The organism is Knoellia sp. LjRoot47, assembly GCF_964253435.1.
Classification (GTDB): domain Bacteria; phylum Actinomycetota; class Actinomycetes; order Actinomycetales; family Dermatophilaceae; genus Knoellia.
The window spans coordinates 153,274-180,080 of the sequence record NZ_CAXUQS020000003.1 but is presented as its reverse complement, the minus strand read 5'-3'; the positions used below and the strand labels follow the sequence as shown (position 1 = coordinate 180,080).

At 71.5% G+C, this 26,807-nt stretch carries 28 protein-coding genes and 2 tRNA genes; 20 read left to right on the top strand and 10 right to left on the bottom strand.

Translation table 11 applies throughout. From position 1 onward, the window contains the following. The first annotated feature begins 219 nt into the window (after positions 1 to 219). The 3 genes from cimA (at position 220) to arfB (ending at position 3,770) form a co-directional block, all read left to right on the top strand. Positions 220 to 1,902, top strand: a complete 1,683-nt coding sequence (cimA, locus tag ACSQ11_RS17445; RefSeq protein WP_436007864.1) for a citramalate synthase — start codon at positions 220 to 222, stop codon at positions 1,900 to 1,902. Positions 1,903 to 2,075: 173 nt separating this feature from the next. Further along, positions 2,076 to 3,284 (top strand): hypothetical protein, encoded by a 1,209-nt coding sequence (locus ACSQ11_RS17440; protein WP_436007862.1) that lies wholly within the window; start codon positions 2,076 to 2,078, stop codon positions 3,282 to 3,284. A 30-nt stretch (positions 3,285 to 3,314) separates the two neighbouring features. After that, positions 3,315 to 3,770 (top strand): alternative ribosome rescue aminoacyl-tRNA hydrolase ArfB, encoded by a 456-nt coding sequence (gene arfB / locus ACSQ11_RS17435; protein WP_436007860.1) that lies wholly within the window; start codon positions 3,315 to 3,317, stop codon positions 3,768 to 3,770. A 6-nt stretch (positions 3,771 to 3,776) separates the two neighbouring features. Here arfB and ACSQ11_RS17430 read toward each other — a convergent pair whose 3' ends face one another. Further along, positions 3,777 to 5,684, bottom strand: coding sequence for an N-acetylmuramoyl-L-alanine amidase (locus ACSQ11_RS17430; RefSeq protein ID WP_436007858.1), 1,908 nt, complete (start codon positions 5,682 to 5,684; stop codon positions 3,777 to 3,779). A 123-nt stretch (positions 5,685 to 5,807) separates the two neighbouring features. Further along, the gene (locus ACSQ11_RS17425; protein WP_436007853.1) at positions 5,808 to 6,695 is read right to left on the bottom strand and encodes a 3-methyladenine DNA glycosylase; all 888 of its coding nucleotides are present in this window, start codon (positions 6,693 to 6,695) and stop codon (positions 5,808 to 5,810) included. Positions 6,696 to 6,812: 117 nt separating this feature from the next. Here ACSQ11_RS17425 and ACSQ11_RS17420 point away from each other — a divergent pair, with 117 nt between their 5' ends. The 6 genes from ACSQ11_RS17420 to ACSQ11_RS17395 all read left to right on the top strand — a co-directional run bounded on the left by ACSQ11_RS17420 (position 6,813) and on the right by ACSQ11_RS17395 (position 10,890). Next, positions 6,813 to 7,649, top strand: coding sequence for an SGNH/GDSL hydrolase family protein (locus ACSQ11_RS17420; RefSeq protein ID WP_436007851.1), 837 nt, complete (start codon positions 6,813 to 6,815; stop codon positions 7,647 to 7,649). A gap of 16 nt (positions 7,650 to 7,665) precedes the next feature. After that, a complete protein-coding gene (locus ACSQ11_RS17415) occupies positions 7,666 to 8,100 on the top strand; it encodes a group II truncated hemoglobin (protein WP_436007849.1) in 435 nt (144 codons plus the stop codon). A gap of 9 nt (positions 8,101 to 8,109) precedes the next feature. Further along, positions 8,110 to 8,883, top strand: coding sequence for a fumarylacetoacetate hydrolase family protein (locus ACSQ11_RS17410; protein ID WP_436007847.1), 774 nt, complete (start codon positions 8,110 to 8,112; stop codon positions 8,881 to 8,883). Between the two features lie 45 nt (positions 8,884 to 8,928). Beyond that, entirely contained in the window at positions 8,929 to 9,126 is a 198-nt protein-coding gene (locus tag ACSQ11_RS17405) for a hypothetical protein (protein WP_436007845.1), read from the top strand. Between the two features lie 113 nt (positions 9,127 to 9,239). Next, positions 9,240 to 9,587 carry a YciI family protein gene (locus ACSQ11_RS17400; RefSeq protein ID WP_436007843.1) on the top strand — a complete coding sequence of 116 codons (348 nt, stop codon included), beginning with the start codon at positions 9,240 to 9,242 and terminating at the stop codon, positions 9,585 to 9,587. 19 nt (positions 9,588 to 9,606) lie between these two features. Next, positions 9,607 to 10,890 carry an RNA polymerase sigma factor gene (locus ACSQ11_RS17395; protein ID WP_436007841.1) on the top strand — a complete coding sequence of 428 codons (1,284 nt, stop codon included), beginning with the start codon at positions 9,607 to 9,609 and terminating at the stop codon, positions 10,888 to 10,890. On the opposite strand, the gene ACSQ11_RS17390 is transcribed toward ACSQ11_RS17395, so the two are convergent. Then, positions 10,862 to 11,074: a dodecin gene (locus ACSQ11_RS17390; protein WP_436007839.1), complete on the bottom strand. Its 213-nt coding sequence runs from the start codon at positions 11,072 to 11,074 to the stop codon at positions 10,862 to 10,864. The genes ACSQ11_RS17395 and ACSQ11_RS17390 overlap by 29 nt on opposite strands. Positions 11,075 to 11,202: 128 nt before the next feature. Here ACSQ11_RS17390 and gltX point away from each other — a divergent pair, with 128 nt between their 5' ends. From gltX to ACSQ11_RS17375, 3 genes are all read left to right on the top strand, one after another. Further along, positions 11,203 to 12,732 (top strand): glutamate--tRNA ligase, encoded by a 1,530-nt coding sequence (gene gltX / locus ACSQ11_RS17385; protein WP_436007837.1) that lies wholly within the window; start codon positions 11,203 to 11,205, stop codon positions 12,730 to 12,732. 115 nt (positions 12,733 to 12,847) lie between these two features. Next, positions 12,848 to 12,919 (top strand) — tRNA-Gln (locus tag ACSQ11_RS17380). A gap of 98 nt (positions 12,920 to 13,017) precedes the next feature. Further along, positions 13,018 to 13,093, top strand: a tRNA-Glu gene (locus ACSQ11_RS17375). Between the two features lie 263 nt (positions 13,094 to 13,356). On the opposite strand, the gene ACSQ11_RS17370 is transcribed toward ACSQ11_RS17375, so the two are convergent. Next, positions 13,357 to 14,100, bottom strand: a complete 744-nt coding sequence (locus ACSQ11_RS17370) for an IclR family transcriptional regulator (protein WP_404383918.1) — start codon at positions 14,098 to 14,100, stop codon at positions 13,357 to 13,359. 133 nt (positions 14,101 to 14,233) lie between these two features. On the opposite strand from ACSQ11_RS17370, the gene leuC reads away from it, so the two are divergent. From leuC to ACSQ11_RS17355, 3 genes are all read left to right on the top strand, one after another. Next, the gene (gene leuC / locus ACSQ11_RS17365) at positions 14,234 to 15,667 is read left to right on the top strand and encodes a 3-isopropylmalate dehydratase large subunit (protein ID WP_436007835.1); all 1,434 of its coding nucleotides are present in this window, start codon (positions 14,234 to 14,236) and stop codon (positions 15,665 to 15,667) included. Position 15,668: 1 nt separating this feature from the next. Then, complete coding sequence (gene leuD, locus ACSQ11_RS17360) at positions 15,669 to 16,256, top strand: 3-isopropylmalate dehydratase small subunit (RefSeq protein WP_436007833.1); 588 nt, start codon at positions 15,669 to 15,671, stop codon at positions 16,254 to 16,256. A gap of 387 nt (positions 16,257 to 16,643) precedes the next feature. After that, positions 16,644 to 17,351 (top strand): HU family DNA-binding protein, encoded by a 708-nt coding sequence (locus tag ACSQ11_RS17355; RefSeq protein WP_436007831.1) that lies wholly within the window; start codon positions 16,644 to 16,646, stop codon positions 17,349 to 17,351. A gap of 92 nt (positions 17,352 to 17,443) precedes the next feature. Here ACSQ11_RS17355 and ACSQ11_RS17350 read toward each other — a convergent pair whose 3' ends face one another. Together ACSQ11_RS17350 and cofC are read right to left on the bottom strand one after the other, a co-directional pair. Further along, positions 17,444 to 17,653 carry a hypothetical protein gene (locus tag ACSQ11_RS17350; protein WP_436007829.1) on the bottom strand — a complete coding sequence of 70 codons (210 nt, stop codon included), beginning with the start codon at positions 17,651 to 17,653 and terminating at the stop codon, positions 17,444 to 17,446. A gap of 9 nt (positions 17,654 to 17,662) precedes the next feature. Next, positions 17,663 to 18,286 carry a 2-phospho-L-lactate guanylyltransferase gene (cofC, locus tag ACSQ11_RS17345; protein ID WP_436007827.1) on the bottom strand — a complete coding sequence of 208 codons (624 nt, stop codon included), beginning with the start codon at positions 18,284 to 18,286 and terminating at the stop codon, positions 17,663 to 17,665. Positions 18,287 to 18,411: 125 nt separating this feature from the next. Here cofC and ACSQ11_RS17340 point away from each other — a divergent pair, with 125 nt between their 5' ends. Next, complete coding sequence (locus ACSQ11_RS17340; protein ID WP_436007825.1) at positions 18,412 to 19,254, top strand: lysophospholipid acyltransferase family protein; 843 nt, start codon at positions 18,412 to 18,414, stop codon at positions 19,252 to 19,254. After that, positions 19,251 to 20,249: an NAD(P)H-dependent glycerol-3-phosphate dehydrogenase gene (locus tag ACSQ11_RS17335; protein WP_436007823.1), complete on the top strand. Its 999-nt coding sequence runs from the start codon at positions 19,251 to 19,253 to the stop codon at positions 20,247 to 20,249. The genes ACSQ11_RS17340 and ACSQ11_RS17335 overlap by 4 nt, the downstream gene beginning before the upstream one ends. A 13-nt stretch (positions 20,250 to 20,262) precedes the next feature. Here the strand turns inward: ACSQ11_RS17335 and ACSQ11_RS17330 are convergent, their stop codons facing one another. Further along, positions 20,263 to 21,372, bottom strand: coding sequence for a trans-sulfuration enzyme family protein (locus ACSQ11_RS17330; protein WP_436007821.1), 1,110 nt, complete (start codon positions 21,370 to 21,372; stop codon positions 20,263 to 20,265). 50 nt (positions 21,373 to 21,422) lie between these two features. Here ACSQ11_RS17330 and ACSQ11_RS17325 point away from each other — a divergent pair, with 50 nt between their 5' ends. Next, entirely contained in the window at positions 21,423 to 22,568 is a 1,146-nt protein-coding gene (locus ACSQ11_RS17325; protein ID WP_436007819.1) for a D-alanine--D-alanine ligase family protein, read from the top strand. Between the two features lie 92 nt (positions 22,569 to 22,660). Here ACSQ11_RS17325 and ACSQ11_RS17320 read toward each other — a convergent pair whose 3' ends face one another. Beyond that, a complete protein-coding gene (locus tag ACSQ11_RS17320) occupies positions 22,661 to 23,116 on the bottom strand; it encodes a DUF3515 family protein (RefSeq protein WP_436007818.1) in 456 nt (151 codons plus the stop codon). A gap of 2 nt (positions 23,117 to 23,118) precedes the next feature. Beyond that, positions 23,119 to 23,352 (bottom strand): Lrp/AsnC ligand binding domain-containing protein, encoded by a 234-nt coding sequence (locus tag ACSQ11_RS17315; RefSeq protein WP_147061664.1) that lies wholly within the window; start codon positions 23,350 to 23,352, stop codon positions 23,119 to 23,121. 168 nt (positions 23,353 to 23,520) lie between these two features. On the opposite strand from ACSQ11_RS17315, the gene thiL reads away from it, so the two are divergent. After that, entirely contained in the window at positions 23,521 to 24,534 is a 1,014-nt protein-coding gene (thiL, locus tag ACSQ11_RS17310) for a thiamine-phosphate kinase (protein WP_436007816.1), read from the top strand. Between the two features lie 200 nt (positions 24,535 to 24,734). On the opposite strand, the gene rpmB is transcribed toward thiL, so the two are convergent. Further along, positions 24,735 to 24,929: a 50S ribosomal protein L28 gene (rpmB, locus tag ACSQ11_RS17305; protein WP_009778186.1), complete on the bottom strand. Its 195-nt coding sequence runs from the start codon at positions 24,927 to 24,929 to the stop codon at positions 24,735 to 24,737. 171 nt (positions 24,930 to 25,100) lie between these two features. Between rpmB and ACSQ11_RS17300 the strand changes: the two genes are divergently transcribed. Then, complete coding sequence (locus ACSQ11_RS17300) at positions 25,101 to 26,807, top strand: DAK2 domain-containing protein (RefSeq protein WP_436007813.1); 1,707 nt, start codon at positions 25,101 to 25,103, stop codon at positions 26,805 to 26,807.

Here is a 26,807-nt window from a genome sequence, read left to right as displayed (position 1 = left end):
CATGCCGGGCGTGCGTGCGACTCTCTCCTCGTGACACTCATGTCCGTGGCCACCGCCACCGTCATTATCGACTAGCGCGACGAACCCCACCGTTCGTCGCGCAGACCTCCCACACCCGGGGGGTCTTTTTGTGTGGTCGACGACGGTGCGCCGCAGTCGCCAGGCAGAGGGTCCAGCAGCCACACCCCGGCCGCTGGGCGGCGCCGCTGGAGTCCGACAATGACACGTGAGGCACTGCGAAGTCCCCGGCACGAGACCGATCGAGGCGAGACACGAATGAGCGACCTGCACGTCTACGACACCACCCTGCGCGATGGTGCCCAGCAGGAGGGGCTCAACCTCTCCGTGGCGGACAAGCTCACCATCGCGTCGCACCTCGACGAGCTCGGCGTGGGCTTCATCGAAGGTGGCTGGCCCGGGGCGAACCCGAAGGACACCGAGTTCTTCGCCCGGGCCGCCACCGACCTCGACCTCAAGAACGCGACGCTCGCGGCGTTCGGTGCGACCCGGCGCGCCGGGGGCTCCGCCGCGACCGACCCGCTCGTGCGAGCACTGCTCGACAGCCGTGCACCGGTCGTCACCCTCGTCGCGAAGTCCCACATCGGGCACGTCGAGCGTGCGCTGCGCACGACCGGCGACGAGAACCTCGCGATGATCCGCGACACCGTGACGTTCCTGCGTGGGGAGGGGCGCCGCGTCTTCGTCGATGCCGAGCACTTCTTCGACGGGTATGCCGTCGACCGCGCCTACGCGCTCGAGGCCCTGCGTGCCGTCTTCGAGTCCGGTGGCGAGGTGGCTGCCCTGTGCGACACCAACGGCGGCATGCTCCCGGGCCAGGTCTGGGACGTCGTCACCGACGTCGCCCAGAGCCTCGGGCTCACCGGTGTCGACGGGGGAGCGAGCAGCGATGCGCGCCTGGGGATCCACTGCCACAACGACACCGGCTGCGCCGTCGCCAACTCGATGGCGGCCGTCGACGCCGGCGCGACGCACGTGCAGGGCACCATCAACGGCTACGGCGAGCGCACGGGCAACGCCAACCTCGTCACCGTCGTCGCCAACCTCCAGCTCAAGGTCGGCCAGCAGGTCATGGAGCCGCACCGGCTGCAGGAGTCGACGCGGATCAGCCACGCCATCAGCGAGATCACCAACGTGCCGGCCTACAGCCGCCAGCCCTACACGGGCGCGAGCGCGTTCGCACACAAGGCCGGGCTGCACGCCAGCGCGATCAAGGTCGACCCCGACCTCTACCAGCACCTCGACCCCAAGCACGTCGGCAACGACATGCGGATGCTCATCTCCGACATGGCCGGGCGTGCGTCGATCGAGCTCAAGGCCCGCGAGCTCGGGCTCGACCTCGACCCGCTCAAGGACGACGACAGCGCGCTCGTGCAGCGGGTGCTCGCGACCGTCAAGGACCTCGAGCTGCGCGGCTACACGTTCGACGCCGCGGACGCGAGCTTCGAGCTCCTCCTGCGGCGCGAGATCGAGGGGGCGCTGCCTCCGTTCTTCGACGTCGAGTCGTGGCGGGTCATCACCGACAGCCAGTCCGACGGCGGCGCCCTGTCCGAGGCGACGGTCAAGCTCACCGCCGGGGGCGAGCGGGTGCTCCGCACCGGCGAGGGCAACGGCCCGGTCAACGCGCTCGACCACGCGCTCCGGCTCGCGCTCGCCACGGCATACCCCGAGATCGAGCACCTCGAGCTCATCGACTACCGCGTCCGGATCCTCGACGCCGCCCACGGCACCGACGCGGTGACGCGCGTGCTCATCGAGACGAGCGACGGTGAGACGACCTGGGAGACCATCGGGGTCGCGGCCAACATCCTCGAGGCCAGCTGGATGGCGCTCGTCGAGAGCGTGACCTACGGCCTGCTGCGCGCCGGCGTCCCCGCCCGCTGACGCCAGCCAGGTGACGCCCGCCCGCTGACGCCGAGCCCCTGGCCCGGCGCCATCCCTCCGGGCGCCGGGGAGATCTCCCCATGCCGAAGGGGTGCGCGAAGCCCGGCTCTGGTCCTAGCCTCAGGACCGCGGGCCGACCGGTCCGCGCACCGGCACCGAGGGGGATCCGCATCATGAGCACTCGACCCAGGAGCCGCACGCGCGGCATCGTCAAGGCGGCGCTCGCGGCAGGCGTCGCGACGTTGACCGTCACCGCGGTCGGGGCGGGCGCCGCGCACGCGGCGGGCGCGATCTCCACGTCGGGCTTCAACCTCACCCGCACGAGCAGCTCCTCGTCGGTCCTCAGCGCCCTCGACGCGGCGCTGCCCAACGTCAGCCTCGACACCGTTGCCGCCGACGCCAACAGGGTGGGTCCGACGGGGTCCTCCTGCACCTCCGTGCTCCCGCACGTCAAGAAGAAGTACTGCTGGGCGAGCGACGACAACAACACCGAGCAGTGGTACGCCCAGGGTGTCTCGAGCACCTACGACGCGTACGGCGGAGCCGGCACGACCGCCGGCGGCCGCTCGCTTCTCGCGACCTCCTGGTACGACCACGACGGAGGCACCAACAAGGGCGCCCGCGTCTCCCTCCTCAACCGCGCCACCGCGAAGTACCGTCACGTGCTCCTCGCCGTGCCCACCGGCACTGCGTCGTCGCCGTCGTTCACCATCGCCAACACGCACGCCGGTGGCCTCGCCTGGTACGGCCGCTACCTCTACGTCGCCGACACCTCGGGGATCCGGGTCTTCGACATGGCGCGGATGTGGCGCGTCAACACCGACATCAGCGGCTCGATCGGGCGGACCTCGTCGGGCTACGGCGCCTACGGCTACAAGTACGTCGCCCCGCAGGTGCACCGCTACGCCCGCCAAGGGACGTTCCGCTACTCGTCGATCGCCATCGACCGCACCACGTCGCCGGACACCCTCGTCGCCACCGAGTACCGCGCGCCGGGTGACACGTCGCAGGCGTCGCCGCGCACCGTGCGATACAACCTCAACGAGTCCACGAAGCTCATCGCCGAGAACGCCTCGAAGGTCGCCGGCGCGGACGGTGCGTGGAACATCGGCGTCGACAGCCTCCAGGGTGGTGTCTTCGTCAGCGGGCGGCTCTACCTCAGCCAGAGCGACGGTGGCTCGACGGCGGGGACAGACAACGACCGCGGCGACCTCTACCGCTACACGCCGTCCTCGAACTCGCTCGTCCGCTGGGGCAACCACCTGCCGGTCGGCACCGAGGACTTCAGCCACTGGGGTGGTCGCGGTGAGCTGTGGACCACGGCCGAGTACCCGACGCTGCGGGGGCTCTACGCGCTCGACCTGGGCGCGTACACCGGCTGACGCCCAGCCGTGGGTGCGACCATGCCAGGCATGAACGGACTGGGCGGCAACCTCGTGGTGCGGCCCGGTCCGGGTCTGCCCGGGGGTCTGGTGCTCGACGCGTCCGAGCTGCTCGAGCGGTTCAGCCGGTCGTCGGGCCCGGGAGGGCAGGGCGTCAACACGACCGACAGCCGCGTCGAGCTCGTCTTCGACCCTGCGGCCTCCACGTCGCTCACGCCGTCCCAGTCCTCCCGCGTGGTCGAGGTGCTGGGGCCCAGCCTGGTCCAGGGACGCATCGTCGTCGTCGCCTCCGAGTACCGCTCACAGCTGCGCAACCGGGCTGCCGCCCGCGAGCGGCTCGGCGACCTCCTGCGCGACGCCCTGGCACCGGCACCGCCGGCGCGGCGACCCACCCGCCCGACGCGTGGGTCGCAGCGGCGACGGCTCGACTCGAAGAAGCGCCGGGGTGACCTCAAGTCCGGTCGCGGCCGGGTCACACCCGACTGACGCGCGTCACCGGCCGGCGATCACCTTCACGTCCTCGGCCTTGACGTAGCCGAAGCGGTGCCCGACCCAGACCTGGAAGTACTCCTGCTTCCCGGTGACCACGGTCTTGTCGCCGGGCAGCGAGTTGTCGAAGGACTTCGCGTAGTAGTAGTCGGTCGGAACCGTCCTGTCGGCGACGACGTAGCGCTGACCCGGCTGGAGGGTGAGCACCGAGCCGTCCGGCGCGGCCACGGTCGGCTGCCCCTGGTTCGGCACCGGCGTGCCGGCATACGCCGAGGCTTCGGGATAGGCGCGGGCGTAGACCGGGACCGACGGGCGAACGGCCTCGACGACCTCGCCCTGCGACGGGACGACGTTGGCGTCCTCACCCTTCGGGCTCTTGATCCACCCGGCCGAGCCGTCCCACCAGACCTTGAGCCAGTCACCCTGGCGTCCGGCGACGGAGAACTTGTGACCGGCGACGGCGCGGGCGTCACGGTCGGAGACGAGGTCGGTGGACCCCCACACGAGAGGCGCCGAGTCGCTCGGGGCCGTGCGGACGTCGACGTAGTTGGTGCCGAATGACGGGCAGGCCCGGCCCGGCTGCGTCTCCGTCGCGAAGCACCCGGTGAGGGTCCGGGCGTTGTCCGTAAAGCCGGGCTTGACCGTGAACACCTGGCTGGGGCCGCTGCGGCGGTCGGGCTTGATGGGGGCGCCGAGCAGTGCCATGTAGTGCTCCCAGTCCCAGTAGGGCCCCGGGTCCCACTTGTAGTTGCTCGACATGAACTCCTCGTGGCCGACGACGTGCGCCCGGTCAAGCTGGATGCCCTTCTCCTTGGCGAGGTACGACACCAGCTGGGCCGAGGAGCGGTAGAGCGCCTCGGTGTACCACGTGCCGGGCTCGCCGGCCTTGCCCTCGTGCTCGACACCGATGGAGTGCATGTTGAGGTACCAGTTGCCCGCATGTGCGGCGACGTTGCGGGTGGCGACGTGCTGGTCGACATGGCCGTCGTTGGACCGGACGGTGTAGTGCCACGACACGAACCGGTTCGGCTCGGCCTCGCCCTTGATGAGCCTGGTGCAGACGTCGTAGGTGCACTCGGTGTTGTGCACGACGAGGTAGTCGATCGACAGGTCCTTCTCGCGGTCGGCGAGGTCGTAGTTGACGTACTGCGTGACGGCGGGTCCGGTCCGGCGGTACTGCGCCTCGACGACGTCGCAGTCGATCGTCGAGGGGCACTCCAGCTCCTGGACGCCGGGCTCGAGGACCCGGTCGTCCGACACGGCCGCGGTGTCGAGCGTCGCGCCCGGGTCCGCCACCAGCGTCACGGTGTCACCGAGGTCGGTGGTCTCGGTGGCACCGGTTCGGATCACGTCGAACACGAGGCCGGCGTAGTTCAGGGCCTCCTGCCGGTCGGCGGTGCCGGCATACCGCGCGACCGCCTTGCTCCACCCGGCCGGGCCCTGCGCCGTCGTGCCGGGTTGGTACGACGCCAGCACGGCAGCCGCCCCACAGATGTTGGCGACCGGATCGGTGCGCAGCCGCTCGGCCGACAGCCCGGTCCGCTCCTGCGCGACGAGCAGCGTGCCCGCACGCGTGGGCAGCCCCGTGGCGGAGTCACCCTTGTCCGGTGCGGACACCGGGGTCACCGGTCGGTCGGTCAGGTGCATCACGCCGTAGCCGCCGGACACACTCGGCTGCCCGGCGTGGTGGCTCCACCGGCCGCCCAGGTAGCCGACCCCGAGCAGCACGTCCTCCGGGACGCCGCTGACCTGCGCGGCACGGGCGAAGACCGACTGCGTGTCGTCCGGGCCCGTGAGGCAGGCGCCCCAGTCCGTGGCCGAGGCCGTCGAGGTGCTGCTGAGCGTGAGTCCGGCTGCGGCCAGCGTCGCCGCCAGCGCCCCCGCCCCGAACCGTGAAAACCTGCGCGCCATCGTCGCGACCCTTCCAGCAAGGTCCCGGGGGAGTCCCGGGCGATGGGACTATCCAACGCCGTGGAGCCTTTCCGCGTCAATGGTTGACGAAGCAAGCCGACGCGGGCAGCCGACGCGGTCGGCTCAGTCCGCGACGGTGTCCAGCACGTCGATCAGCCTGTGGCGCAGGGCGTTCGAGCGCTCGGCGAACTCTCGCTGACGCTCGATGTATGCCGTCTTGCCAGCGGCCGTCTCGATCCGCACGGGCTCGACGTCGTAGCCGGAGAGGTCGTAGGGGGAGGCCTGCATGTCGAGCAGGCGGATCTGCGACGCGAGGTCGAAGCAGTCCATCGTCAGCTCGCTCGGCACGAGCGGCGACAGCTTGGTGGCCCACTTGTAGGTGTCCATGCCAGCGTGCAGGCACCCGGGCTGCTCAAGCTCGGTCTGGGACTCCCGGGTGGGCTGGATCGCGTTGCGGGACAGGGCTTCTGGGGTGAAGAAGCGGAAGGCGTCGAAGTGGGTGCACGCGATCTGGTGCCGCTCGACGACCTCGTCGGTCGCGGCCTGGCCCAGGCGCAGCGGCACCTGCTGGTGGCGCACCCCGTCCTCGCCGGCGCGGTAGACCATCGCCCACTCGTGCAGCCCGAAGCAGCCGAGGCGGGCCGGTCGCGACACCGTCGCGGTGAGCAGCCCCTTGACGAAGTCCACGGCGCGCCCGCGTGCGGCGACGAAGGCGGCGACGTCGAGCTCGACCGACCCCTCGACGACGCGATAGTGCTTCCACGACGCCCGCTCCAGCGCGGCGGCCCCTTCGAGGCGCACGCCGGGACCCGGGTGCCACCGACGCAGCTGTGACGGCGTGGTGCCGTAGTAGGAGAAGAGGAAGTCCTCGACCGGGTGCGACTCGCCCCGTCCGCGCCGGGCCCGGTGGGCCGCCGTTGCCGCGTCGACCCTCTCGCCGTGCGACTCCGCACGCGCCGTCCACGTCGCGACGCCCAGGGTGGTGGGCTCGGTGACGGTCTCGGCGTTCATGGCCCGTCAAGCGTAGGGGAGCGTGCGGGGTCCGGATTCCACCCCGCACCGTGCTGCCTGTGCGACGATCCCGAGAGGACCGCAGCGCCGCGGACCACGAACCCCTGGAGCCATCGCATGCGTCGAGTCCTCGCCATCGTCATCGCCACCCTCGCCGTCCTCGGGACGCCTGCCGCCGCCTCGGCGAAGCCGGACCCCAGTGCGGGCAGGGCGACCTCGTGGTACCTCGCACTGGGTGACTCGCTCGCCGCGGGCTACCAGCCCGGGGTCGGGGACGACCGGGACGGCGGCTACGTCGGCGGTGTCCTCGACGCCCTCCAGGAGAGCGCCCCCAAGGCGAAGCTGACCAACCTGTCCTGCTCGGGCGCGACGACGGCGTCGATGCTTGGCACCGACCGCTGCACCTACGAGCAGGGTTCGCAGGTCGACGCGGCCGTGCAGTTCCTCCGCGCGCACAAGTCCAAGGTCGACCTCGTGACCATCGACATCGGCGCCAACGACGTCACCCCCTGCGCCCGGGGGACGGTCGACGTCGCCTGCGCGATCGGGGCGGTCGGCACGGTCGAGCGCAACCTCACGACGATCCTGGGCCGGCTGCGTGCCGCGACGGGTCCGCAGACGCAGATCATCGTGCTCAACTACTACAACCCCTTCCTCGCCGCGTGGCTCACCGGAGCGGCCGGACAGCAGGTCGCCGCGCTGACCACCCAGCTGCAGTCGCTCCTCAACGGCGCCGTCTCCCGCTCGGCCGCCACGGCCGACGCCGACGTCGCGGACGTGGCCACGGCGTTCCGGTCGACGAACACGACACCGGTGACGACGGCATACGGGACGATCCCGACCAACGTCGCGACGATCTGCGCGTGGACGTGGATGTGCAGCCGCAACGACATCCACGCGAACGACACGGGGTATGCCGTCCTCGCCGGTGTCGTCGCGGGTCGCCTCGACTGAGGCGACCGTCGGTCCCGTGTCGATCTACGAGGCCGTCGGGGGAGCGGACGGCGTCCTCGCGCTGGCGGAGGCGTGGCACCGGCGGGTGCTCGCCGACCCGGTGGTGTCGCACGCGTTCTCGCACGGGTTCCGGGAGGACCACACCGAGCGGCTCGCGGTCTACCTCGGCGAGGCGTGGGGCGGCCCACCGACCTACACCGGGTCGATGGGCACGGAGTCCGAGGTCGTCCGCATGCACTCGGGCAACGGCCCGCACGAGGAGATGGACCGGCTGGCGCTGGCCGCCTGGGACCGGGCGCTCGCCGACTGCGGACTCGACCGCGACGTCGAGCTGGCCAGCACGCTGCACGACTACTTCGCCGACGGCATCCGGCGCATGGGGGAGCACCACGAGGCGCCCGACACCGTGCCCGACGGCCTCGACCTCCAGCGCTGGCCGCGACCCAACTAGGGTGGGGCCGTGCGCATCGCGAGATTCACGACAGGTGAGGACCCGGCATACGGACTGGTCGACGGGGCCGGCGAGAAGATCGCCGAGATCACGGGCGACCCGCTCTACCAGCGGATCGAGCTGACAGGAGCGACCCACCTCGTCGAGGACGTGCGTCTGCTCGCGCCGGTCATCCCGCGCAGCAAGGTCATCGGCATCGGCAAGAACTACGCCGACCACGCCAAGGAGATGGGGGGCGAGGCGCCGGCGACACCGCTGATGTTCCTCATCCCCAACACCGCCGTCGTCGGGCCCGGTGACCCCGTCGTCATCCCGTCGGTGACGCAGGAGGTCAGCTACGAGGGTGAGCTCGCCGTCGTCATCGGCCGCATGGCCAAGGACGTCGAGGTCGAGCACGCCCTGTCGACGGTCTTCGGCTACACCGTCGCCAACGACGTCACCGCGCGCGACCTCCAGCGCTCCGACGGGCAGTGGGCCCGAGCCAAGGGCATGGACACGTTCTGCCCGCTGGGTCCGTGGATCGAGACCGACCTCGACCCGGCCGCCTGCCGGATCCGGACCACGCTCGACGGCGAGGTCGTCCAGGACGGCCCCACCTCCGACATGGTCCACGGCGTCGCCGAGCTCATCGCCTTCGCCTCGCAGGCGTTCACGCTGCTCCCCGGTGACGTCATCCTCACCGGGACGCCGGCCGGCGTCGGACAGGTCGTCGCCGGACAGCGGGTCGAGGTCGAGGTCGACCAGATCGGCACCTTGAGCAACCCCTTCGTCAGCGCCGGCTGAGCCCGGCGCCGCGCACTCGGCGCCTCCGACTGCCAGACTCCGGGCATGCGCATGTTCCCGTTCTGGATCCAGATCGCCTGGTGCGTCGGCCTCGTCGTGGCTGCACTCACCCTCAACGGCATGGGTTCGCTGCCGTGGGCGATGGCCGTGCTCGGTGGGTTCGTGACGTTCGGCGCGGTGATCGCTCACCTCGCCGACGACCTCGCGGAACAGCGCGCGGGCGAGCGCGCCGAAACCTCCTGAAAGAATTTTCGGCAGGGGTGTCGTATCCGGGGCGACCCGTTCGTGGAGAGGATGAGACGACGCCACAGGACGCCACACCGGCGGTCCCGTCGCTCCGAACCAAGGAGAACACCATGACGCAGTACATGCTCTCGGTCCCCGGCAACGTCGACGACCCGATGCCCAGCGACGACGTCATGCAACAGATGTTCAAGGACGTCGAGGCGTTCAACACCACCGTCCGCGACGCCGGCAAGTGGGTCTTCGCGGGTGGGCTCGAGCCCATCACGACGGCCACCACCGTCGACGCCACCGGTGACGCGCCGACGGTCACGGATGGGCCCTACTCCGAGGCCAAGGAGTTCCTCGGTGGCTTCTGGATCATCGAGGCGGCCGACCTCGACGAGGCGCTCACCTGGGCCAAGCAGGGCTCGGCCGCGTGTGGCGGCCGGGTCGAGGTCCGGCCCTTCTCCCAGGCCTGAGCCGGTCACCGACGCCCTCGTGACCGCACCCGGGTCGCCCGACCCAGCCGCCGCGCTCGGTGCGGACGCCGTCGCCGACGTCGTCCGCGCCGAGTACGGCCGTGTGGTCGCCGGGCTGATCCGTCGCTTCGGCGACATCGGCCTCGCCGAGGACGCCCTCGGCGAGGCCCTCGTCATCGCGCTCGAGCGGTGGCCGCAGGACGGCGTCCCGCCCAACCCGGCGGGGTGGCTCACGACGACGGCCGCACGCAAGGCGCTCGACCACCTGCGCCGCGAGAAGGTGCGCGACGAGAAGTACGCCGAGGCGGCCATGATCACCGACGACACGCCCCCGGAGCCCACCGGACCCGTCACCGACGACCGCCTGCGGCTCATCTTCACGTGCTGCCACCCGGCCCTCGGCGAACCGGCCCGGGTGGCCCTCACCCTTCGGCTGTTGGGTGGGCTCACCGTCGCCGAGATCGCCAGCGCGTTCCTCGTCCCCGAGACGACGATGGCCCAACGGATCACCCGTGCCAAGGCCAAGATCGCCAAGGCCCGCATCCCCTACCGCGTCCCCGGGCCGGATGACCTCGCCGAGCGGCTCGCCGGAGTCCTCGCCGTGCTCTACCTCGTCCACAACGAGGGCTACCTCAGCTCGAGCGCCGAGGCGGCGGACCGCCCGGACCTGGCACGGGAGGCGATCCGGCTCACCCGCGCCGTCCGCGACCTGGCGGGCGGCATCGGTTCACCTCCCGAGGTCGACGGCCTGCTCGCGCTCATGCTGCTCAGCCAGGCGCGTCGGCCCGCCCGGATCGGTCCCGACGGCGAGCTCGTCACCCTCGACGAGCAGGACCGCACCCTCTGGGACGCCGACCTCGTCGACGAGGGGCACGCACTCGTGCGCGACTGCCTCGCGCGCAACCGACCCGGTCCCTACCAGCTGCAGGCCGCGATCCAGGCGGTGCACACCGATACGCTCGACGCCTCGCTCACCGACTGGGGCCAGGTCGTCGCGCTCTACGACCAGCTCATGGCGCTCGCCCCCACCCCGGTGGTCGCCCTCAACCGCGCCGTCGCCGTGGCCGAGCTCGACGGGCCACAGGTGGCGCTGAGCCTCGTCGACGGACTGGGGCTCACGGCATACGCACCGTGGCACGCGACCCGCGCGGACCTCCTGCGCCGCCTGGGACGTACGGACGACGCACGACGCGCGTATGCCGCCGCTATCGCGACGACGGAAAACCCCGCCGAGCGTGGGTGGCTGGCCCGCCGGCGCGAGACGCTGGGCGGGGCTACTTCTCGACCCGGAAGCCGAGCTTGATGCCCACCTGCCAGTCGGCGACCGTGCCGTCGTCGCCGAGGTGACCGCGGATCTCGGTCACCTCGAACCAGTCGAGGTTGCGCACCGTGTCGCTGGCGGACGCGATGGCGTTGTCGACGGCTGCCTCGACACCCTCGGGTGAGCTCCCGACGAGCTCCGAGATCGCATACACGTGGTTGACCATGGGGTGCCTCCGCAGGTCGTGCCGGGCGCCGGTCGCCCGGTCCTGTCGCCAACGTAGACCCGGGGCCGGGGTGGAGGACACCTCGCGCGGACGACCGGGCCCCGGTGAGTCCCTAGAATCGGGGCACCATGAGTGAACAGCCCACCACCTCAGCCCGCACCCCCCGCCTCCGCGTCGCCCCGTCGCCCACCGGGGACCCGCACGTCGGCACGGCATACATGTCGTTGTTCAACCTCGCGTTCGCACGGCAGCAGAGCGGGCGCTTCCTCCTGCGCATCGAGGACACCGACCGCGCCCGGTTCCGCGCCGACAGCGAGCAGCAGGTCTACGACACGCTGCACTGGCTGGGGCTCACCTGGGACGAGGGTCCCGACCTCGGTGGCCCGTACGCCCCGTACCGCCAGAGCGAGCGGCTCGACACCTACCGCCCCTACGTCGAGCGCCTGCTCGAGGAGGGCAAGGCCTACCACTGCTGGTGCACCGGCGAGCGCCTCGCCCAGATGCGCGAGATGCAGCAGAAGACCAAGCAGCCGACCGGCTACGACCGCCTCTGCCACGGCAAGACGCGGGAGGAGCGCGCCGAGCTGCCGGGCTTCAGCGAGACGCCGGTCGTGCGGATGTTCATCCCGCAGGACGTGCCCCTGACCTTCGAGGACCTCATCCGCGGCACCGTCTCGGCGCCCCGCCCGGACGACCAGGTCATCCTCAAGGCCGACGGGTTCCCGACCTACCACCTCGCCGTCGTCGTCGACGACCACGAGATGGGCATCACCCACGTCGTGCGTGGCGAGGAGTGGATCAGCTCCACGCCCAAGCACGTGCTCCTCTACCAGTGGCTGGGGCTCGAGCCGCCGCAGTTCGCACACATGCCGCTGCTGCGCAACGCCGACAAGTCCAAGATCTCCAAGCGCAAGAACCCGGCTGCCCGTCTCACGTGGTTCCGCGAGGAGGGCTACCTGCCCGAAGCCCTCGTGAACTTCCTCGCGCTGCTGGCCTACCCGCCGGTGACCGAGGCCGACGGCACCGAGCGCGAGGTCTTCACCTTCCGCGAGTTCAGCGACGGCTTCGACTGGAAGAAGGTCAACCCGGTCGGCCCGATCTTCGACCTCAAGAAGCTCGACTGGCTCAACGGCGTCTACATCCGCGAGCTCGAGCTCGGGAACTTCACCTCGCGGCTGCTGCCCTTCCTCGAGCGCGACGAGGTGCTCTCGGGCAACCCGTCGCTCGGCGAGCTCGGCCGGCTCAAGGCGGTGGCCGAGCTCATCCAGACCCGCATCGCCCACCTCACCGAGGCGTCCGCGCTCGTGCGTCCGTTCTTCGTCGCCGACGACGCCCTCGAGATCGCCGAGGACGCGCGTGGCCAGCTCAAGGAGGACGCCCCACAGGTCCTCGACGCGGCCCTCACGGCGCTCGGCGACCTCGACGACGCCGGCGAGGGCGTCCTCGGCACCGACAGCGGCTGGAACGCCGCCGCCATCGAGGCGGTGCTGCGCGAGGCGGTCGTCGACGGGCTCGGCATCAAGCCGAAGTTCGCCTTCGGCCCGCTGCGCACCGCGGTCTCGGGCGCGCGGATCAGCCCGCCGCTCTTCGAGTCCATGGAGATCCTCGGCAAGACGTCGACGCTGGCCCGGTTGCGGGCGCTGCGCGACTCGCTCTGAGGCTGCGCGGCCACGGCACGACCCGCGATTTGGGCGCGGGGGAGCGGACCGGTAGTATCGCTCCTCGGTTCACCGGTGCAGCCGACTTCGGTCCTAAGCGCCAGTGATACCCCCTTGGGGTATGGTGTAATTGGCAACACTACGGTTTCTGGTACCGTCATTCTAGGTTCGAGTCCTGGTACCCCAGCTTGGTCAATGTCCTTGTGGCACAGGCCGATTCGGAAGATCCACCGTTCTGCGGTAGTCTTCCATCCGCTGTCCGGCTCGTCCGGCAGCAGCAGCTAGGGCCCCGTTGTGTAGCGGCCTAGCACGCCGCCCTCTCAAGGCGGTAGCGCGGGTTCGAATCCCGTCGGGGCTACCAGTGCGACGTCCCCGTCACCTTCTCGGTGACGGGGACTTCGTCGTTCCCGGGCCACGCGTGCGTCCGCAACCCTGGTCGAGAAGGTGACCAGGACTGCGGACGCAGCGCGACGGCATGCGGCAGCGTCCGCAACCCTGGTCGGGAAGGTGACCACGGCTGCGGACGCAGCGGGACGGCATAAGGCAGCGTCCGCAGCTCTGGTCGAGAAGGTGACCAAGGTTGCGGACGCACGCCGTCGTATGCCGGGTGCTCGCCTTCGCGGGTCAGGCCGAGTGCTGCTCCTCGGCCGTCTTGGCGTGGCGGGCCAGGACCTCGGTGAGCTTGTTGGCGCCCGCGATGACCGTGGACGCGTGCAGCCGTCCGGGCTGGCGCGAGAGACGCTCGATCGGCCCCGAGATCGACACGGCGGCGATGACGCGACCGGAGGGGGAGCGGACCGGGGCCGAGACCGAGGCGACGCCGGGCTCGCGCTCGCCGACGCTCTGGGACCAGCCGCGACGCCGGACGCCCGAGAGCGTCGTCGCGTTGAAGGCGGCGCCCTGCAGCCCGCGGTGGAGCCGGTCGGGCTCCTCCCACGCGAGCAGCACCTGGGCCGCCGAGCCGGCGAGCATCGTCAGGCTCGCACCGATCGGGATGGAGTCGCGCAGGCCGACCGGACGCTCGGCGGCAGAGACGCAGATGCGGTGGTCGCCCTGGCGGCGGAAGAGCTGCGCGCTCTCGTTGGTGTGGTCGCGCAGTGCGCCGAGCACCGGGCCGGCGGCGGCGAGCAGGCGGTCCTCGCCGGCGGCGGCGGCCAGCTCGCCGAGCCGCGGGCCGAGGACGAAGCGGCCCTGCATGTCCCGGCCGACGAGGCGGTGGTGCTCGAGCGCGACCGCGAGGCGGTGGGCCGTCGGGCGGGCCAGGCCGGTGGCCGTGACGAGCTGAGCGAGGGTGGATGGGCCCGCTTCGAGAGCGCTCAAGACGATGGCGGCCTTGTCGAGAACGCCGACCCCACTGGTGTTGTCCATGTCTTGATACTGCCGTCCCAAGCGGTGAGACGCAAGTTCCACGCTGGGAGCGTCGTGCGAACCTCGGTCAGAGCGGCGTCGCCCACGACCTGGACGGGCGGTGCCCAAGAACCGTTTCGTGGAGGTGTTGGCCGTGGGCAAGACCCTGGCAGAGAAGGTGTGGGACGCCCATGTCGTGCGTCGGGGCGAGGGCGAGCCGGATCTGCTCTACATCGACCTCCACCTCCTCCACGAGGTGACGAGCCCGCAGGCGTTCGACGGGCTCCGGCTCGCGGACCGACCCGTCCGACGCCCCGACCTCACGCTCGCGACCGAGGACCACAACGTCCCGACGACGCCGGGCCCGATCTCGGACCCGATCAGCCTCACCCAGGTCGAGACGCTGCGCCGCAACTGCGACGAGTTCGGCATCAAGCTCTATCCGATGGGCGACGCCGAGCAGGGCATCGTCCACGTCGTCGGCCCCCAGCTCGGGCTGACCCAGCCGGGCATGACCGTCGTCTGCGGCGACAGTCACACGTCGACCCACGGCGCGTTCGGCGCGCTCGCCTTCGGCATCGGCACCAGCGAGGTCGAGCACGTCCTCGCGACCCAGACGCTGCCGCTCAAGCCGTTCCGCACCATGGCCGTCACGGTCGAGGGCGACCTGCCCGCCGGCGTGACCTCCAAGGACATCGTGCTGGCCGTCATCGCCAAGATCGGGACCGGCGGCGGCCAGGGCTACGTCCTCGAGTACCGCGGCAGCGCCATCCGGTCGCTGTCGATGGAGGCCCGGATGACGGTGTGCAACATGTCGATCGAGGCCGGTGCCCGCGCCGGCATGATCGCGCCAGACGAGACGACCTTCGCCTACCTCGAGGGGCGCGACCACGCCCCGAAGGGCGCCGACTGGGACGCCGCCGTCGAAAGCTGGCGCGAGCTGCGCACCGACGACGACGCCGAGTTCGACGCAGAGGTCGTCCTCGACGCCGCCTCGCTCACCCCCTTCGTCACGTGGGGCACCAACCCCGGCCAGGGCGCGCCGCTCGGCGACGCCGTCCCGGACCCGGCCCAGATGGAGGACTCCGAGCGCCACGCCGCCGAGCGGGCCCTCGAGTACATGGGACTCGTCGCGGGGACTCCCTTGCGCGAGATCGCCGTCGACACGGTCTTCGTCGGGTCCTGCACCAACGGTCGGATCGAGGACCTGCGTGCCGCGGCCGAGGTCGTCAAGGGCCGCCAGGTCGCGGACGGGGTGCGGATGCTCGTCGTCCCCGGCTCCGCGCGCGTCCGCCTGCAGGCCGAGGCCGAGGGCCTCGACGCGGTCTTCACCGCGGCGGGTGCCGAGTGGCGCCTGCCCGGCTGTTCGATGTGTCTGGCCATGAACCCCGACAAGCTGGCGCCGGGGGAGCGCAGCGCGTCGACCTCCAACCGCAACTTCGAGGGTCGCCAGGGCAAGGGTGGCCGCACCCACCTCGTGAGCCCTCTCGTCGCGGCCGCGACCGCCGTCCGCGGCACCCTCTCCAGCCCGTCCGACCTCCAGCCGCTCTCGGCTGCGACCGCCGGCTACGCCACCCAGGAGGCCTGACATGGACGCCTTCACCACGCACACCGGCATCGGCGTCCCGCTGCGCCGCAGCAACGTCGACACCGACCAGATCATCCCTGCCGAGTACCTCAAGCGAGTCACCAAGTCCGGCTTCGAGGACGGCCTCTTCGCCGCGTGGCGTGCCGACGAGACCTTCGTCCTCAACGACCCGACGTATGCCGCGGGCTCGGTCCTCGTCGCCGGTCCCGACTTCGGGACGGGCAGCTCGCGCGAGCACGCCGTGTGGGCGCTGATGAACTACGGCTTCCGGGTCGTCATCTCCTCGCGGTTCGCCGACATCTTCCGGGGCAACAGCAGCAAGGCCGGACTGCTCGCGGCACAGTGCAGCCAGGACGACGTCGAGCTCCTCTGGAAGCTGCTCGAGAACGAGCCGGGCACGTCGGTCACGGTCGATCTCGAGTCGCGCACCGTCACCGCGGGCGACCTCACGGCACCGTTCCAGGTCGACGACTATGCCCGCTGGCGCCTCCTCGAGGGCCTCGACGACATCTCGCTCACGCTGCGTCACGAGGGTGACGTCACGGCATACGAGGCGACTCGACCGAGCTGGAAGCCCGTCACGCTCTGAGGTACGGGGTGCGACACGCCGTGTGCGAGTGGGGAGTTCACGCGCCACGCGCCACCCGTCCATGTGACTGGTGTGACTGGTGTGACTCACAGCCGGACGGCCAGCCGCGCCCTCAGCCGTATCGGATGCCATCGCCTGTGAGCGAATTGCGTTGTGGCACAGGCATGCTCGCACTCGTCGAGCCTGAGGGTGCCCCAGGGGCTGCGTGACCGTGTGCAGGAAGCCCCAGCCGGGGGGCTCGGCCAAAGCCCTTGTGGGACAACGGAACACGCCTCGGGGGTGGTGGACGTGCCACGGCGGCGGTTCTAACGTCGTGGGCAGGTCAGGCGTTCGCCTGGTCGCACGCACATCGTCGGGTCGGCCGACGGCACACACGATGGAGAGCCAGTGAACAAGGGAGAACTCGTCCGGGAGCTCGAGAAGCGACTCGGTAGCCGCAAGGCAGCGACCGAGGCACTCGACGCGGTCCTCGACACGATCGTCCGTGAGGTCACCAAGGGTGGCAAGGTCGGCATCACCGGCTTCGGCACCTTCGACCGGGTCGAGCGCGCCGCGCGCACCGGCCGCAACCCGCACTCCGGCGCCAGCGTGCGCATCCCGAAGGCCAAGGCTCCCCGCTTCCGGGCCGGCGCCGCCTTCAAGTCCTACGTCAAGAAGCCGTCGCTGCTGCCCAAGGCCTCCCCGGCCGCGCAGCGCGCCAGCGCTGGTTCCGCCACGGCGGCAGCGACTGCCAAGAAGGCCGCTCCCGCCAAGAAGACGGCGGCCAAGGCCACGGCGACCAAGGCCACGGCGAAGAAGACCGCGACCAAGGCCGCTCCCGCCAAGAAGACGGCGACCAAGGCCACGGCGACCAAGGCCGCCGCGAAGAAGACGGCGACCAAGACCGCGACCGCTGCGAAGTCGACCGCCAAGAAGGCCACCACGGCCACCAAGACGGCGGCGAAGAAGGCTCCCGCCAAGAAGGCCGCAACGGCCACCAAGACGGCCGCCAAGAAGGCTCCGGCCAAGAAGGCGACGACCGCGACCAAGGCCGTGGCCACGAAGGCCCCCGCCAAGAAGGCTCCGGCGAAGAAGGCTCCGGCCAAGAAGCGCTGAACCGGGTACGACGAGAGGGCCGACACCGCGATGCGGGTCGGCCCTCTTCGCCTGCCACCGGGTCGACGACGTCGAACGACCGGCACTCAGGGTCAGCGGATGACTTCGCCCTCGCCGATGCCGACGATCCAGAGCCGGGTCACCTCGGCGCCCTCGACCTCGACGCTGACCCGCTGACCCGGGCGCACGTGGCGCAGGGCGCTGTCGGCGAAGACCTCGCCGGGCCAGGTCACCACCTGCCCGTCGTCGAGCAGCGCGGAGCCCGAGCCGTCCTCGGCGAAGGTGTGGATGCTCGCTTGCACGCCCCGACGTTATCGCCCGAGGGCAGCCCGTGTGCGTGGACCCAGGGCGAGATGATCCATCGCCCAGCGCAACGAGTCCTCGTCGTCGACGTCGTGCCGCAGACCCGGGGCGTCCAGGCCGAGCGGCACGTGGCCGAGGTCGCGGTGACGCCCAGCGCTGCCCGGTCCGAACGCCAGGGCCGGGATCTCTCCCGTGGTCGAGCCGACGAGGGCAGTGCCGGTGCCGTCGGCGTCGGCCACGAAGAAGGTCGGGTGGGCCTCTCCTGCACGCAGCGTCGCCGCGAGCTCACGGGGGGTCAGGGCGGGGTGGTCGCCGAGCAGGACGGCCACGCGCGTCGCGCCCGTCGCGTGGGCTGCGGCCACACCGGCGGCGCACGCTCCGTCGAGACCTGTCGCGGGGTCGGGCACCGTCACGTGGCCTGCGGCGCGGGCGTATGCCGTCTCCACCGGTTCCGAGGTCACGACCACCACGCATCCCGGGCCGACGACCTGCGCGGCGACGTCGAGCGTGTCGTGCGCGACGGCGGCGACGACCGCACCGTCGTCGAGGGAGTGGCGCAGCCGGGACTTCGCCGTCGGTCCACCCTTGACCGGAACCACGACGTGCCACCCGGGCTCGAGGACTGGCTCCATGGCTCGATCCTCTCCTGACGGGCCCGCCTGCTCGACATCACCCCTCGCGGCGACCAAGATGTCCGCAGACCTCGCCCCGTCGACCGTCGTGGGCACGCTGCACGAGAACTCGACGAAAGGGCTGCATGAGGACCGGGCCACGAGACTCGCCGCCGGCATACCGGTTCGCGGTCACCGTCCTGCGGCCCCTGCTCATGTCGCTCACGCGACGCAGCTGGTCGGGAGCCGAGAACCTTCCCCGGGACCGCGGGTTCGTGGCCGTCTCCAACCACATCTCGCACGTCGACCCGTTCGTCTTCGCACACTTCCTCAATGACGAGGGGATCGTGCCGCACTTCCTCGGCAAGGTGGAGGTCTTCAGGATCCCGCTCATCGGGGCGATCCTGCGCGGGGCCGACCAGATCCCCGTCTACCGCGAGACCGGTCAGGCCTCGGATGCCTACCGGGCCGCCGTGCAGGCGGTCGAGGACGGCAAGTGCGTCGGGATCTATCCCGAGGGCACGGTGACGCGCGAGCCCAACCTCTGGCCGATGCGTGGCAAGACCGGCGCCGCGCGCATCGCGCTCGAGACCGGGTGCCCGGTCATCCCCGTCGCGCAGTGGGGCGCGCAGGAGATCCTCGGGCCCTACTCCCACCGGCCGAGCGTCCTTCCCCGGCACACGATGCAGGTCAGTGCGGGGACACCTGTCGATCTCGCAGACCTCCAGGGCCGGCCCGTCACCGCGGACGTCCTCGCCGAAGCGACCGAACGGATCATGGTGGCCCTCACCCATCAGCTCGAGACCCTGCGCGGCGAGTCGGCGCCGCCGGGCCGGTTCGACCCCCGGGAGCACGGCATCACCGTGACCGGGCGTCCGCGCGCGGTCACCCCGAGCGAGCGTTCCGACTCCCTGGGTGCGGCGCGCCCCGCACAATGGGCCGACGACCACCCCGACGACCAACCCGACGATGGAGAGGACCGCGCGTGAGCACTGCAGCCGTTTTCGGTACCGGCAGCTGGGGGACCGCCTTCGCCGCCGTGATGGCCGATGCCGGGACCGACGTGAGGATGTGGGGTCGGCGCGCCGAGGTCGTCGAGGCGATCAACGCCGGGTGCAACGACGAGTACCTCCCCGAGCTCCCGCTCCCGCAGCGGATCTCGGCGACCTCCGACCCGGAGGAGGCGGCCGCCGGCGCCGACATCGTCGTGCTCGCCGTGCCGTCCCAGACGCTGCGCGACAACCTCGGCACCTGGGGCTCGGTCCTGCCGACCGATGCTGCCGTCGTCTCGCTCATGAAGGGTGTCGAGCTCGGGACGACGAAGCGGATGAGCGAGGTCATCGCCGATGCCGGAGGGGTCGACCCGTCTCGCATCGTTGTCGTGTCCGGCCCCAACCTCGCCCGTGAGATCGCCGTCAAGCAGCCCGCGGCCAGCACGGTCGCGGCCTCCGACGAGGCAGCGGCGCAGCAGGTCGCGGACGCGTGCGCCGCGGCATACTTCCGTCCCTACACGAGCACCGACGTCGTCGGCACCGAGATCGCGGGGGCGACCAAGAACGTCATCGCGCTCGCCGTCGGGATGGCCGAGGGGCTCGGGATGGGCGACAACTCCAAGGCGTCGATCATCACCCGCGGCCTGGCCGAGACCACGCGGCTCGGCATGGCTCTCGGCGGCTCCCCGGCGACGTTCGCGGGCCTGGCCGGGGTCGGTGACCTCATCGCGACGTGCATGTCACCGCTGTCGCGCAACCACAGCTTCGGCGTGCGCCTCGGTCAGGGGATGACGGTCGACGAGGTCGTCGCGGTGACGAAGCAGACCGCCGAGGGCGTGAAGTCCTGCACGTCGATCCTCGACCTCGCGCGCCAGCACGGCGTCGACGTGCCGATCATCGAGCAGGTCAACGCGATGATCACGGAGGGGACCTCGGCCCAGGACGTCGTCGGCGCCCTGCTCTCGCGTCCGCGCAAGGCCGAGACGGGCTGACCGACCCTTCGGCTCACGCGCCGGTGGAGATGCCCGTCGCCGTGCCGGTGGCGGTGTCGAGGGCGGCGGACAGGTCGCGCCAGAGGTCCTCGACGTCCTCGATGCCGACCGAGAGGCGGAGCAGGGTCTCGGGCACGGCCTCGGGCTCGCCCGGCTGGCGCCGCCGCCGCTCGACCTGGCTCTCCACGCCACCGAGGCTCGTGGCGTGCACCCACACCTGCGTCGCGGCCGACACGCGCTCGGCGGTCTCGGCGTCACCGTCGACCTCGATCGCGACCATGGCCCCGAACCCCGGGTAGCGCACCCGCGTCACCCCGGAGTGGCCCGCGAGCCGCTCGGCGAGCGTGGCGGCGTTGGCGGAGGCACGCTCGAGCCGGACCGCGAGGGTGCGCAGGCCGCGCAGGGCGAGCCACGTCTCCATCGGTCCCGCGATCGCGCCGTGGAGCTGGCGGTGGCGACGTACGCGTTCGTGCAACGCACGTCCGGTGTCGTCGGTGCCCGTGACGACCGCTCCGAGGACGAGGTCGCTGTGGCCCGAGAGGTATTTCGTCACCGAGTGGACGACGAGGTCGGCCCCGAGCGAGAGGGGCTGCTGGAGCAGGGGAGTGGCGAAGGTGTTGTCCACGACGACGAGGACGCCGCGTTCGCGGGCGGCCGCAGCGAGCACCTCGACCTCGGCGACGTCGAGGAGGGGGTTGGTCGGCGACTCGAGCCAGAGCATCGCGGCGCCGTCGAGGAGCGCGACGACGGCGTCGGTGTCGGTGACCTCGACCGTGCTGACGATGACCTCGCCGGCCTCGGACCGGTCCGCCAGTGTCACGAGCGTGCCGTTGTAGGCCGCGGTCGGGACGACGACCCTGCCCCCGTGGGGCACGAGGGAGAGCGCGCCGGCCACCGCCGCCATGCCGGAGGCGAAAACGAGCGCCTCACCGCCCTCGAGTGAGCCGAGAGCCTCCTCGAACGCCGACCACGTCGGGTTGGCGACGCGGGCATAGCTGGCCGGTCCGTCCGCGTGGTAGGTCGACGTCATCGTCAGCGGCGCACCGACCTGCTCACCCGGCTCGCGCGGCACGCGACCGAGGGCAACGAGGCGGGTGGCGGGGCTGAGGTCGTCGTGGTCCACGGCGCGAGCGTATGCCGGGTGCTCGCCTCCCCGGGATAGGGTCTCTGGCGATGGACACCGAGCTGAGCACCCCGGACCCTGCCCCCGAGAACCGCCGCCTGCGGGTCGCGCTCGTCTTCGGTGGCCGCTCCTCCGAGCACGCGGTGTCGTGCGCCACGGCCGCCAGCGTGATGTCGGCTCTCGACCCCGAGCGCTACGAGGTCATCCCGATCGGGATCGCCAAGGACGGCAGCTGGGTCCTCGCGCCCAACGACCCCGAGCCCCTGCGGCTCGCCCCCGGTCACGTGCCCGAGGTCGACCCGGCCGGTCCCGCCGTGCTCGTCCCCACGAGCATGTCGGCCAGCCACCTCATCGTCCAGGAGCCCGGCGCCGCGCCCCGCGAGCTGAGCGACGTCGACGTCGTCTTCCCACTGCTCCACGGCCCGTTCGGTGAGGACGGCACGATCCAGGGCCTGCTCGACCTTGCCGACGTCCGCTACGTCGGGTCGGGGGTGACGGCGTCAGCCGTGATGATGGACAAGCACATGATGAAGGTCGTCTTCCAGGCGGCGGGGCTGCCCGTCGGGCCCTACGTCGTCATCACCGACCGCCAGTGGCGCCGCGACCCCGAGGCGGCGCTCGACGCCGTCGGCGCCCTCGACTACCCCGTCTTCGTCAAGCCCGCCCGGGCCGGCTCGAGCATGGGGATCACCAAAGTGGACTCGGCCGACGGCCTCCGCGACGCGGTCGAGGCCGCCCGCGAGCACGACCCCAAGGTGGTCGTGGAGCAGGGCATCGTCGGTCGCGAGATCGAGTGCGGCGTCCTCGACGGCCACGGCACCGAGGCTCCACGGACGAGCCCGCTCGGCGAGTGCATCGTCGTCAAGGGGCACGCCTTCTACGACTTCGAGGCGAAGTACCTCGCCGACGACGACATCCGGCTCGAGTCGCCGGCGGACGTCGCGCCCGACGTCGCCGAGCAGGTGGCTGCGATGGCGCTCACCGCGTTCGAGGCGGCGGGCTGCGAGGGCCTGGCCCGGTGCGACTTCTTCCTCACCGAGGACGGCGAGCTCCTCATCAATGAGATCAACACGATGCCCGGCTTCACGCCGAGCTCGATGTACCCGCGGATGTGGGCCGCCGCCGGCCTCACCTACCCCCAGCTCATCGACGAGCTCATCGCGCTCGCCATGGAGCGCCGCGTCGGCCTCCGCTGAGACCCCGACTTATTGCCCGAATGGGACGCGCGCGTCGGCCGGAGGCTTCATCCGCGTGTCCCATTCGGGCAATAAGTCGCGAGAAGGGATGGTCAGCGGCAGGCGAGGTCGTTCGTGGGCAGGGACTGCGCGGCCTTGCTGAACGCCGGGAGCAGCAGCGGCTCTGGCGCGTAGTCCTTGGGGATGAGCACCTCGATGGCGGGGTCACGCCCGAACGTCGTGAACCTCGTGCCGTCGCTGAGCGGCTGGGCCACCCAGCCGAGACCGTCGACCTCGATGCAGTCGTCCGTGGTCGGACCGAGAGCGGGGACACCGCACCTCGCGATGATCGCCGGATCGCCGTATGCCGCACCGGCACTCGCGTCGGACACCTCGCGTCGCTCCTGGGCACCGACCTGGTCGGGCCAGGCGGAGGCGGCGGAACGGCATACCTCGCCGCCTGCGAGGGGAGCGGCCGCGATCTCGACGGCCGACGAGCAGCCGGACAGCATGACGACGGCGGTGGCGCCGAGCGCCACCGCCGTCGTCGAACGCTTCCGTGGAGGCACGCTCAGACGTGCACCACCGTGCAGGTGAGGGTGCGGGTGATGCCCTCGACCTCCTGGATCTTGGCGATGACGAGCTTGCCGAGCTCGTCGACCGTCTCGGCCTCGACGCGCGCGATGCAGTCGTAGGGACCGGTGACGTCCTCGGCGAGCGCCACTCCCGGGATCGCCGCGATCGCCTGGGCCACGGCGGCCGCGCGACCGACCTCGGTCTGAATCAGGATGTAGGCCTGGACCACTGGATGCCACCTCACTGTCGTGGGAGCGGAGCCGCTCCGTCTGAGATCTTTCGTCCTGCGTCGACCGTCGCCGGGGCGGCGGTGTCTGCACGGTACCGTGCCGGGAGTTCACACGTCGCGGGTGGCTCAGGAGGTGGAAGTGTGGTCGCGCACATCACGATCGGCTCGGTGAGCGAGTCCGATCTGCTCGCGCGGATCATCCCGATGTTCGGGGACAGCCCGCACGCCGGCTCCGGGGTCGTCGTGCCACCCGGTGACGACGCCGCCGTGCTCGCGACGAGCGGGTCGATCGTCCTGTCGACCGACTCGATGGTGCGCGGACGGGACTGGCGCGACGACTGGTCGAGCGGTCACGACGTGGGCCTCAAGGTCGTCGCCCAGAACGTCGCGGACATCGGCGCCATGGGGGCCGTGCCGACCGGTCTGCTCGTCTCGGTCGCCGCCGACCCCGGCACCGAGCTCGACTGGGTCCTCGACCTCACCCGGGGAATCGCCGACGGGGCCGAGGACGCCGGGTGTCCGGTGCTCGGGGGAGACCTCTCGTCCGCGCCCGAGGGTGTCGTCGTCGTGGCGCTCACGGCGTTCGGCGACCTGCAGGGTCGCGCGCCCGTCCTCCGCTCCGGTGCCCGGCCCGGTGACGTCGTCGCGGTGTGCGGCTCGCTCGGGTGGTCCGGTGCCGGTCTCTCCCTGTATGCCGGGGGAGCGCAGGACCCGATCTCGGCACCGGTGAGGGGTCGTCACCTCGCCCGCGTCGATGCCGCCGCGTCGCTGCTCATGTGGTTCCACCGGTCGCCCCGGCCGCCGTTCGAGTCCGGACCCGTGGCGGCGGACGCCGGAGCCACCTCGATGATCGACCTCTCCGACGGGCTCGTGCGCGACGGTGGTCGGATCGCCGCCGCCAGCTTCGTCGAGCTCGCGCTCGACGAGGACGTCCTCCGTCGCGAGTTCCTCGCCGGGCCGGTCGATCTGGCGCTGGGCGACGACGCGGGGTGGCGCCAGGTGCTCTCCGGTGGCGAGGAGCACTCGCTGCTCGCGACCTTCCCCGAGGGAGCCGTGCCGCAGGACCCGCACGCGCCGTGGACCGTCATCGGCCGGGTCGTCGAGGCCGGCGCCGAGGGGCCGCGGGTCACCGTCGGTGGAGCCGTGCCGAGCGTGACCGGCTGGGACCACTTCGCCGGCTGACCGGCATACCCCTCCCGCCCCATCACTCTCGTCCCGACTTTCCCGCCCGAAGTGGGTTGGTCGCACTGGAGGCGGGAACGGTTGTGCTGCGAAGTGCGCTGTTCCCATCCGAAGTGGCCGGCCGTGCGTCGCGAACCCGGGCATGCGAGAGGGCGCCGACCGGAAGTCCGGACGGCGCCCTCTCGGGTACGGCTAGGGGGTCAGCGCTTGACCTTGCCGGCCTTGAGGCAGGACGTGCAGACGTTGAGACGCTTCGGCGTCACGCCCTTGTCGCCGACGAGAGCCTTCACGCGCTGGATGTTCGGGTTCCAGCGACGCTTGGTGCGGCGGTGCGAGTGCGAGATGCTGTGGCCGAAGCCGGGTCCCTTGCCGCAGACATCGCAGTTGGCAGCCACGGTGGATCTCCTTGAAGTCAGGTGTCAAACGAGACCGACTGGATGGCCAGCCGTCTCAGGTCAGTGGATTCCGGTGCCCGCCCCGGATGGGGCTCACGCGGAACCGCTCAAGAGTAGCCGAGTTCGGGTGTGGCTCCAAAACGCGTCGGAGCCGCCCGATAGCCTGCCACCGTGCCAGCCGTTCTCGATGCCGACGCAGCCCGCCTCTGGGGAGCCCTGACCCGCGCCGCGTTCGCGGCGAGGCGCACCGAGATCGACGACCTCAACGTCTTCCCCGTCCCGGACGGCGACACCGGCACCAACCTCTACCTCACCATGGACGCCGCGATGGGCGAGGTGCGCCGCGAGCACGCGGACCGGGGGATCCTCGGATCGGCGTCTCTCGTCGACGAGGCACGCACGCTCTCGCGAGCCCTGCTCATGTCCGCGCGCGGCAACTCGGGCGTCATCGTCAGCCAGATCGTCGCGGGCATCAGCGCGGTGATCGTCGAGGAGGACCTCGCCGAGGTCGACGGACCCGCCCTCGCCCGCGCGGTCACCCGTGGCGCGGAGCTGGCCCGGGCCAGCGTCGCGCACCCGCAGGAGGGCACGATCCTCAGCGTCGCCGACGCGCTGGCCGAGGCGGCGCGCGAGGCCGCCGACGGTGGTGGCGACGCGGTCGCGGTGGCAGCGGCCGGTGTGGCGGCGGCCGAGGAGGCGTTGGCGCGCACGCCCGAGCAGCTCCCGACCCTCGCCCAAGCAGGAGTGGTCGACGCCGGTGGCGCCGGGTGCCTGCTCATGGTCGAGGCGCTGCACCGGGCCCTCACCGGCTCGTGGACCGACGAGAGCGGCTCCCTCCAGCAGGCGACCGAGGACCTGCTCCTGCCCCGCTCGTCGTGGCACTCCGACGGCGCTGCCGGCAGCGGGTCGGCGCAGGCCAGCCGACCGCGCCCCGGGGGCGACGACCGGATGGACCCGCTCCCCGTCGGCATCGACGGCCCCGCGTTCGAGGTGATGTACCTCCTCGAGGACAGCGACGCCGACCGGGTCGGTCGACTCACCACGGCCCTCGACGGGCTCGGCGACTCTCTGCTCGTCGTCGGCGGCCCGGAGCTCTGGAACGTCCACGTCCACGTCGACGACGTCGGTGCGGCCATCGAGGCCGGGCTCGACGCCGGACGGCCCCACCGCATCAAGGTCACGCACTTCGCGACCCAGGTGGCGGCCCGCGAGCCGCAGCGGTTCGCCGTCGTCGCCTGCGCCGCCGGCCCCGGCATGGCGGCCGTCCTCGAGGACGCCGGCGCGTTCGTCGTCACGAGCGCCCCCGGCGCACGAGCTTCCGCAGGGCAGCTGCTCGAGGCGATCCGGTCCACCGGTGCCGCCTCCGTGGTCGTCCTGCCCAACGACAAGGACACCCTCATGGCGGCCGAGGTCGCCTGCCGCGCCGCCGACGAGGACGGGCTCGTCACCGCGATCGTCCCGGCGCGCACCGCGGTCCAGGGCCTGGCCGCCCTCGCCGTCGTCGACTTCGACCGAGGCCTGCGCGAGAACGCCATCGCGATGACGGACGCAGCCGTCTCGACCCGTCACGGTGCCGTGTCGATCGCCTCGCGCGAGGTGCTCACGTGGGCCGGGCCGGTCTCGGTGGGCGACGTGCTGGGCATCGTCAGCGGCGATGTCGCCCTCATCGGCGACGACCTGGCAGCCACGGCCAACGAGGTGCTCGACCGGCTCCTGTCCGGCGGCGGAGAGCTCGTGACACTCGTGTCCGGGGTCGACGCCGACGACGCCCTTGTCGACGCCGTCGCCGACCACCTCGCCAAGGACCACGCCGAGGTCGAGGTCGTCCGCCTCGACGGCGGACAGCAGGTCTACCCCCTGCTCCTGGGGGTGGAGTAG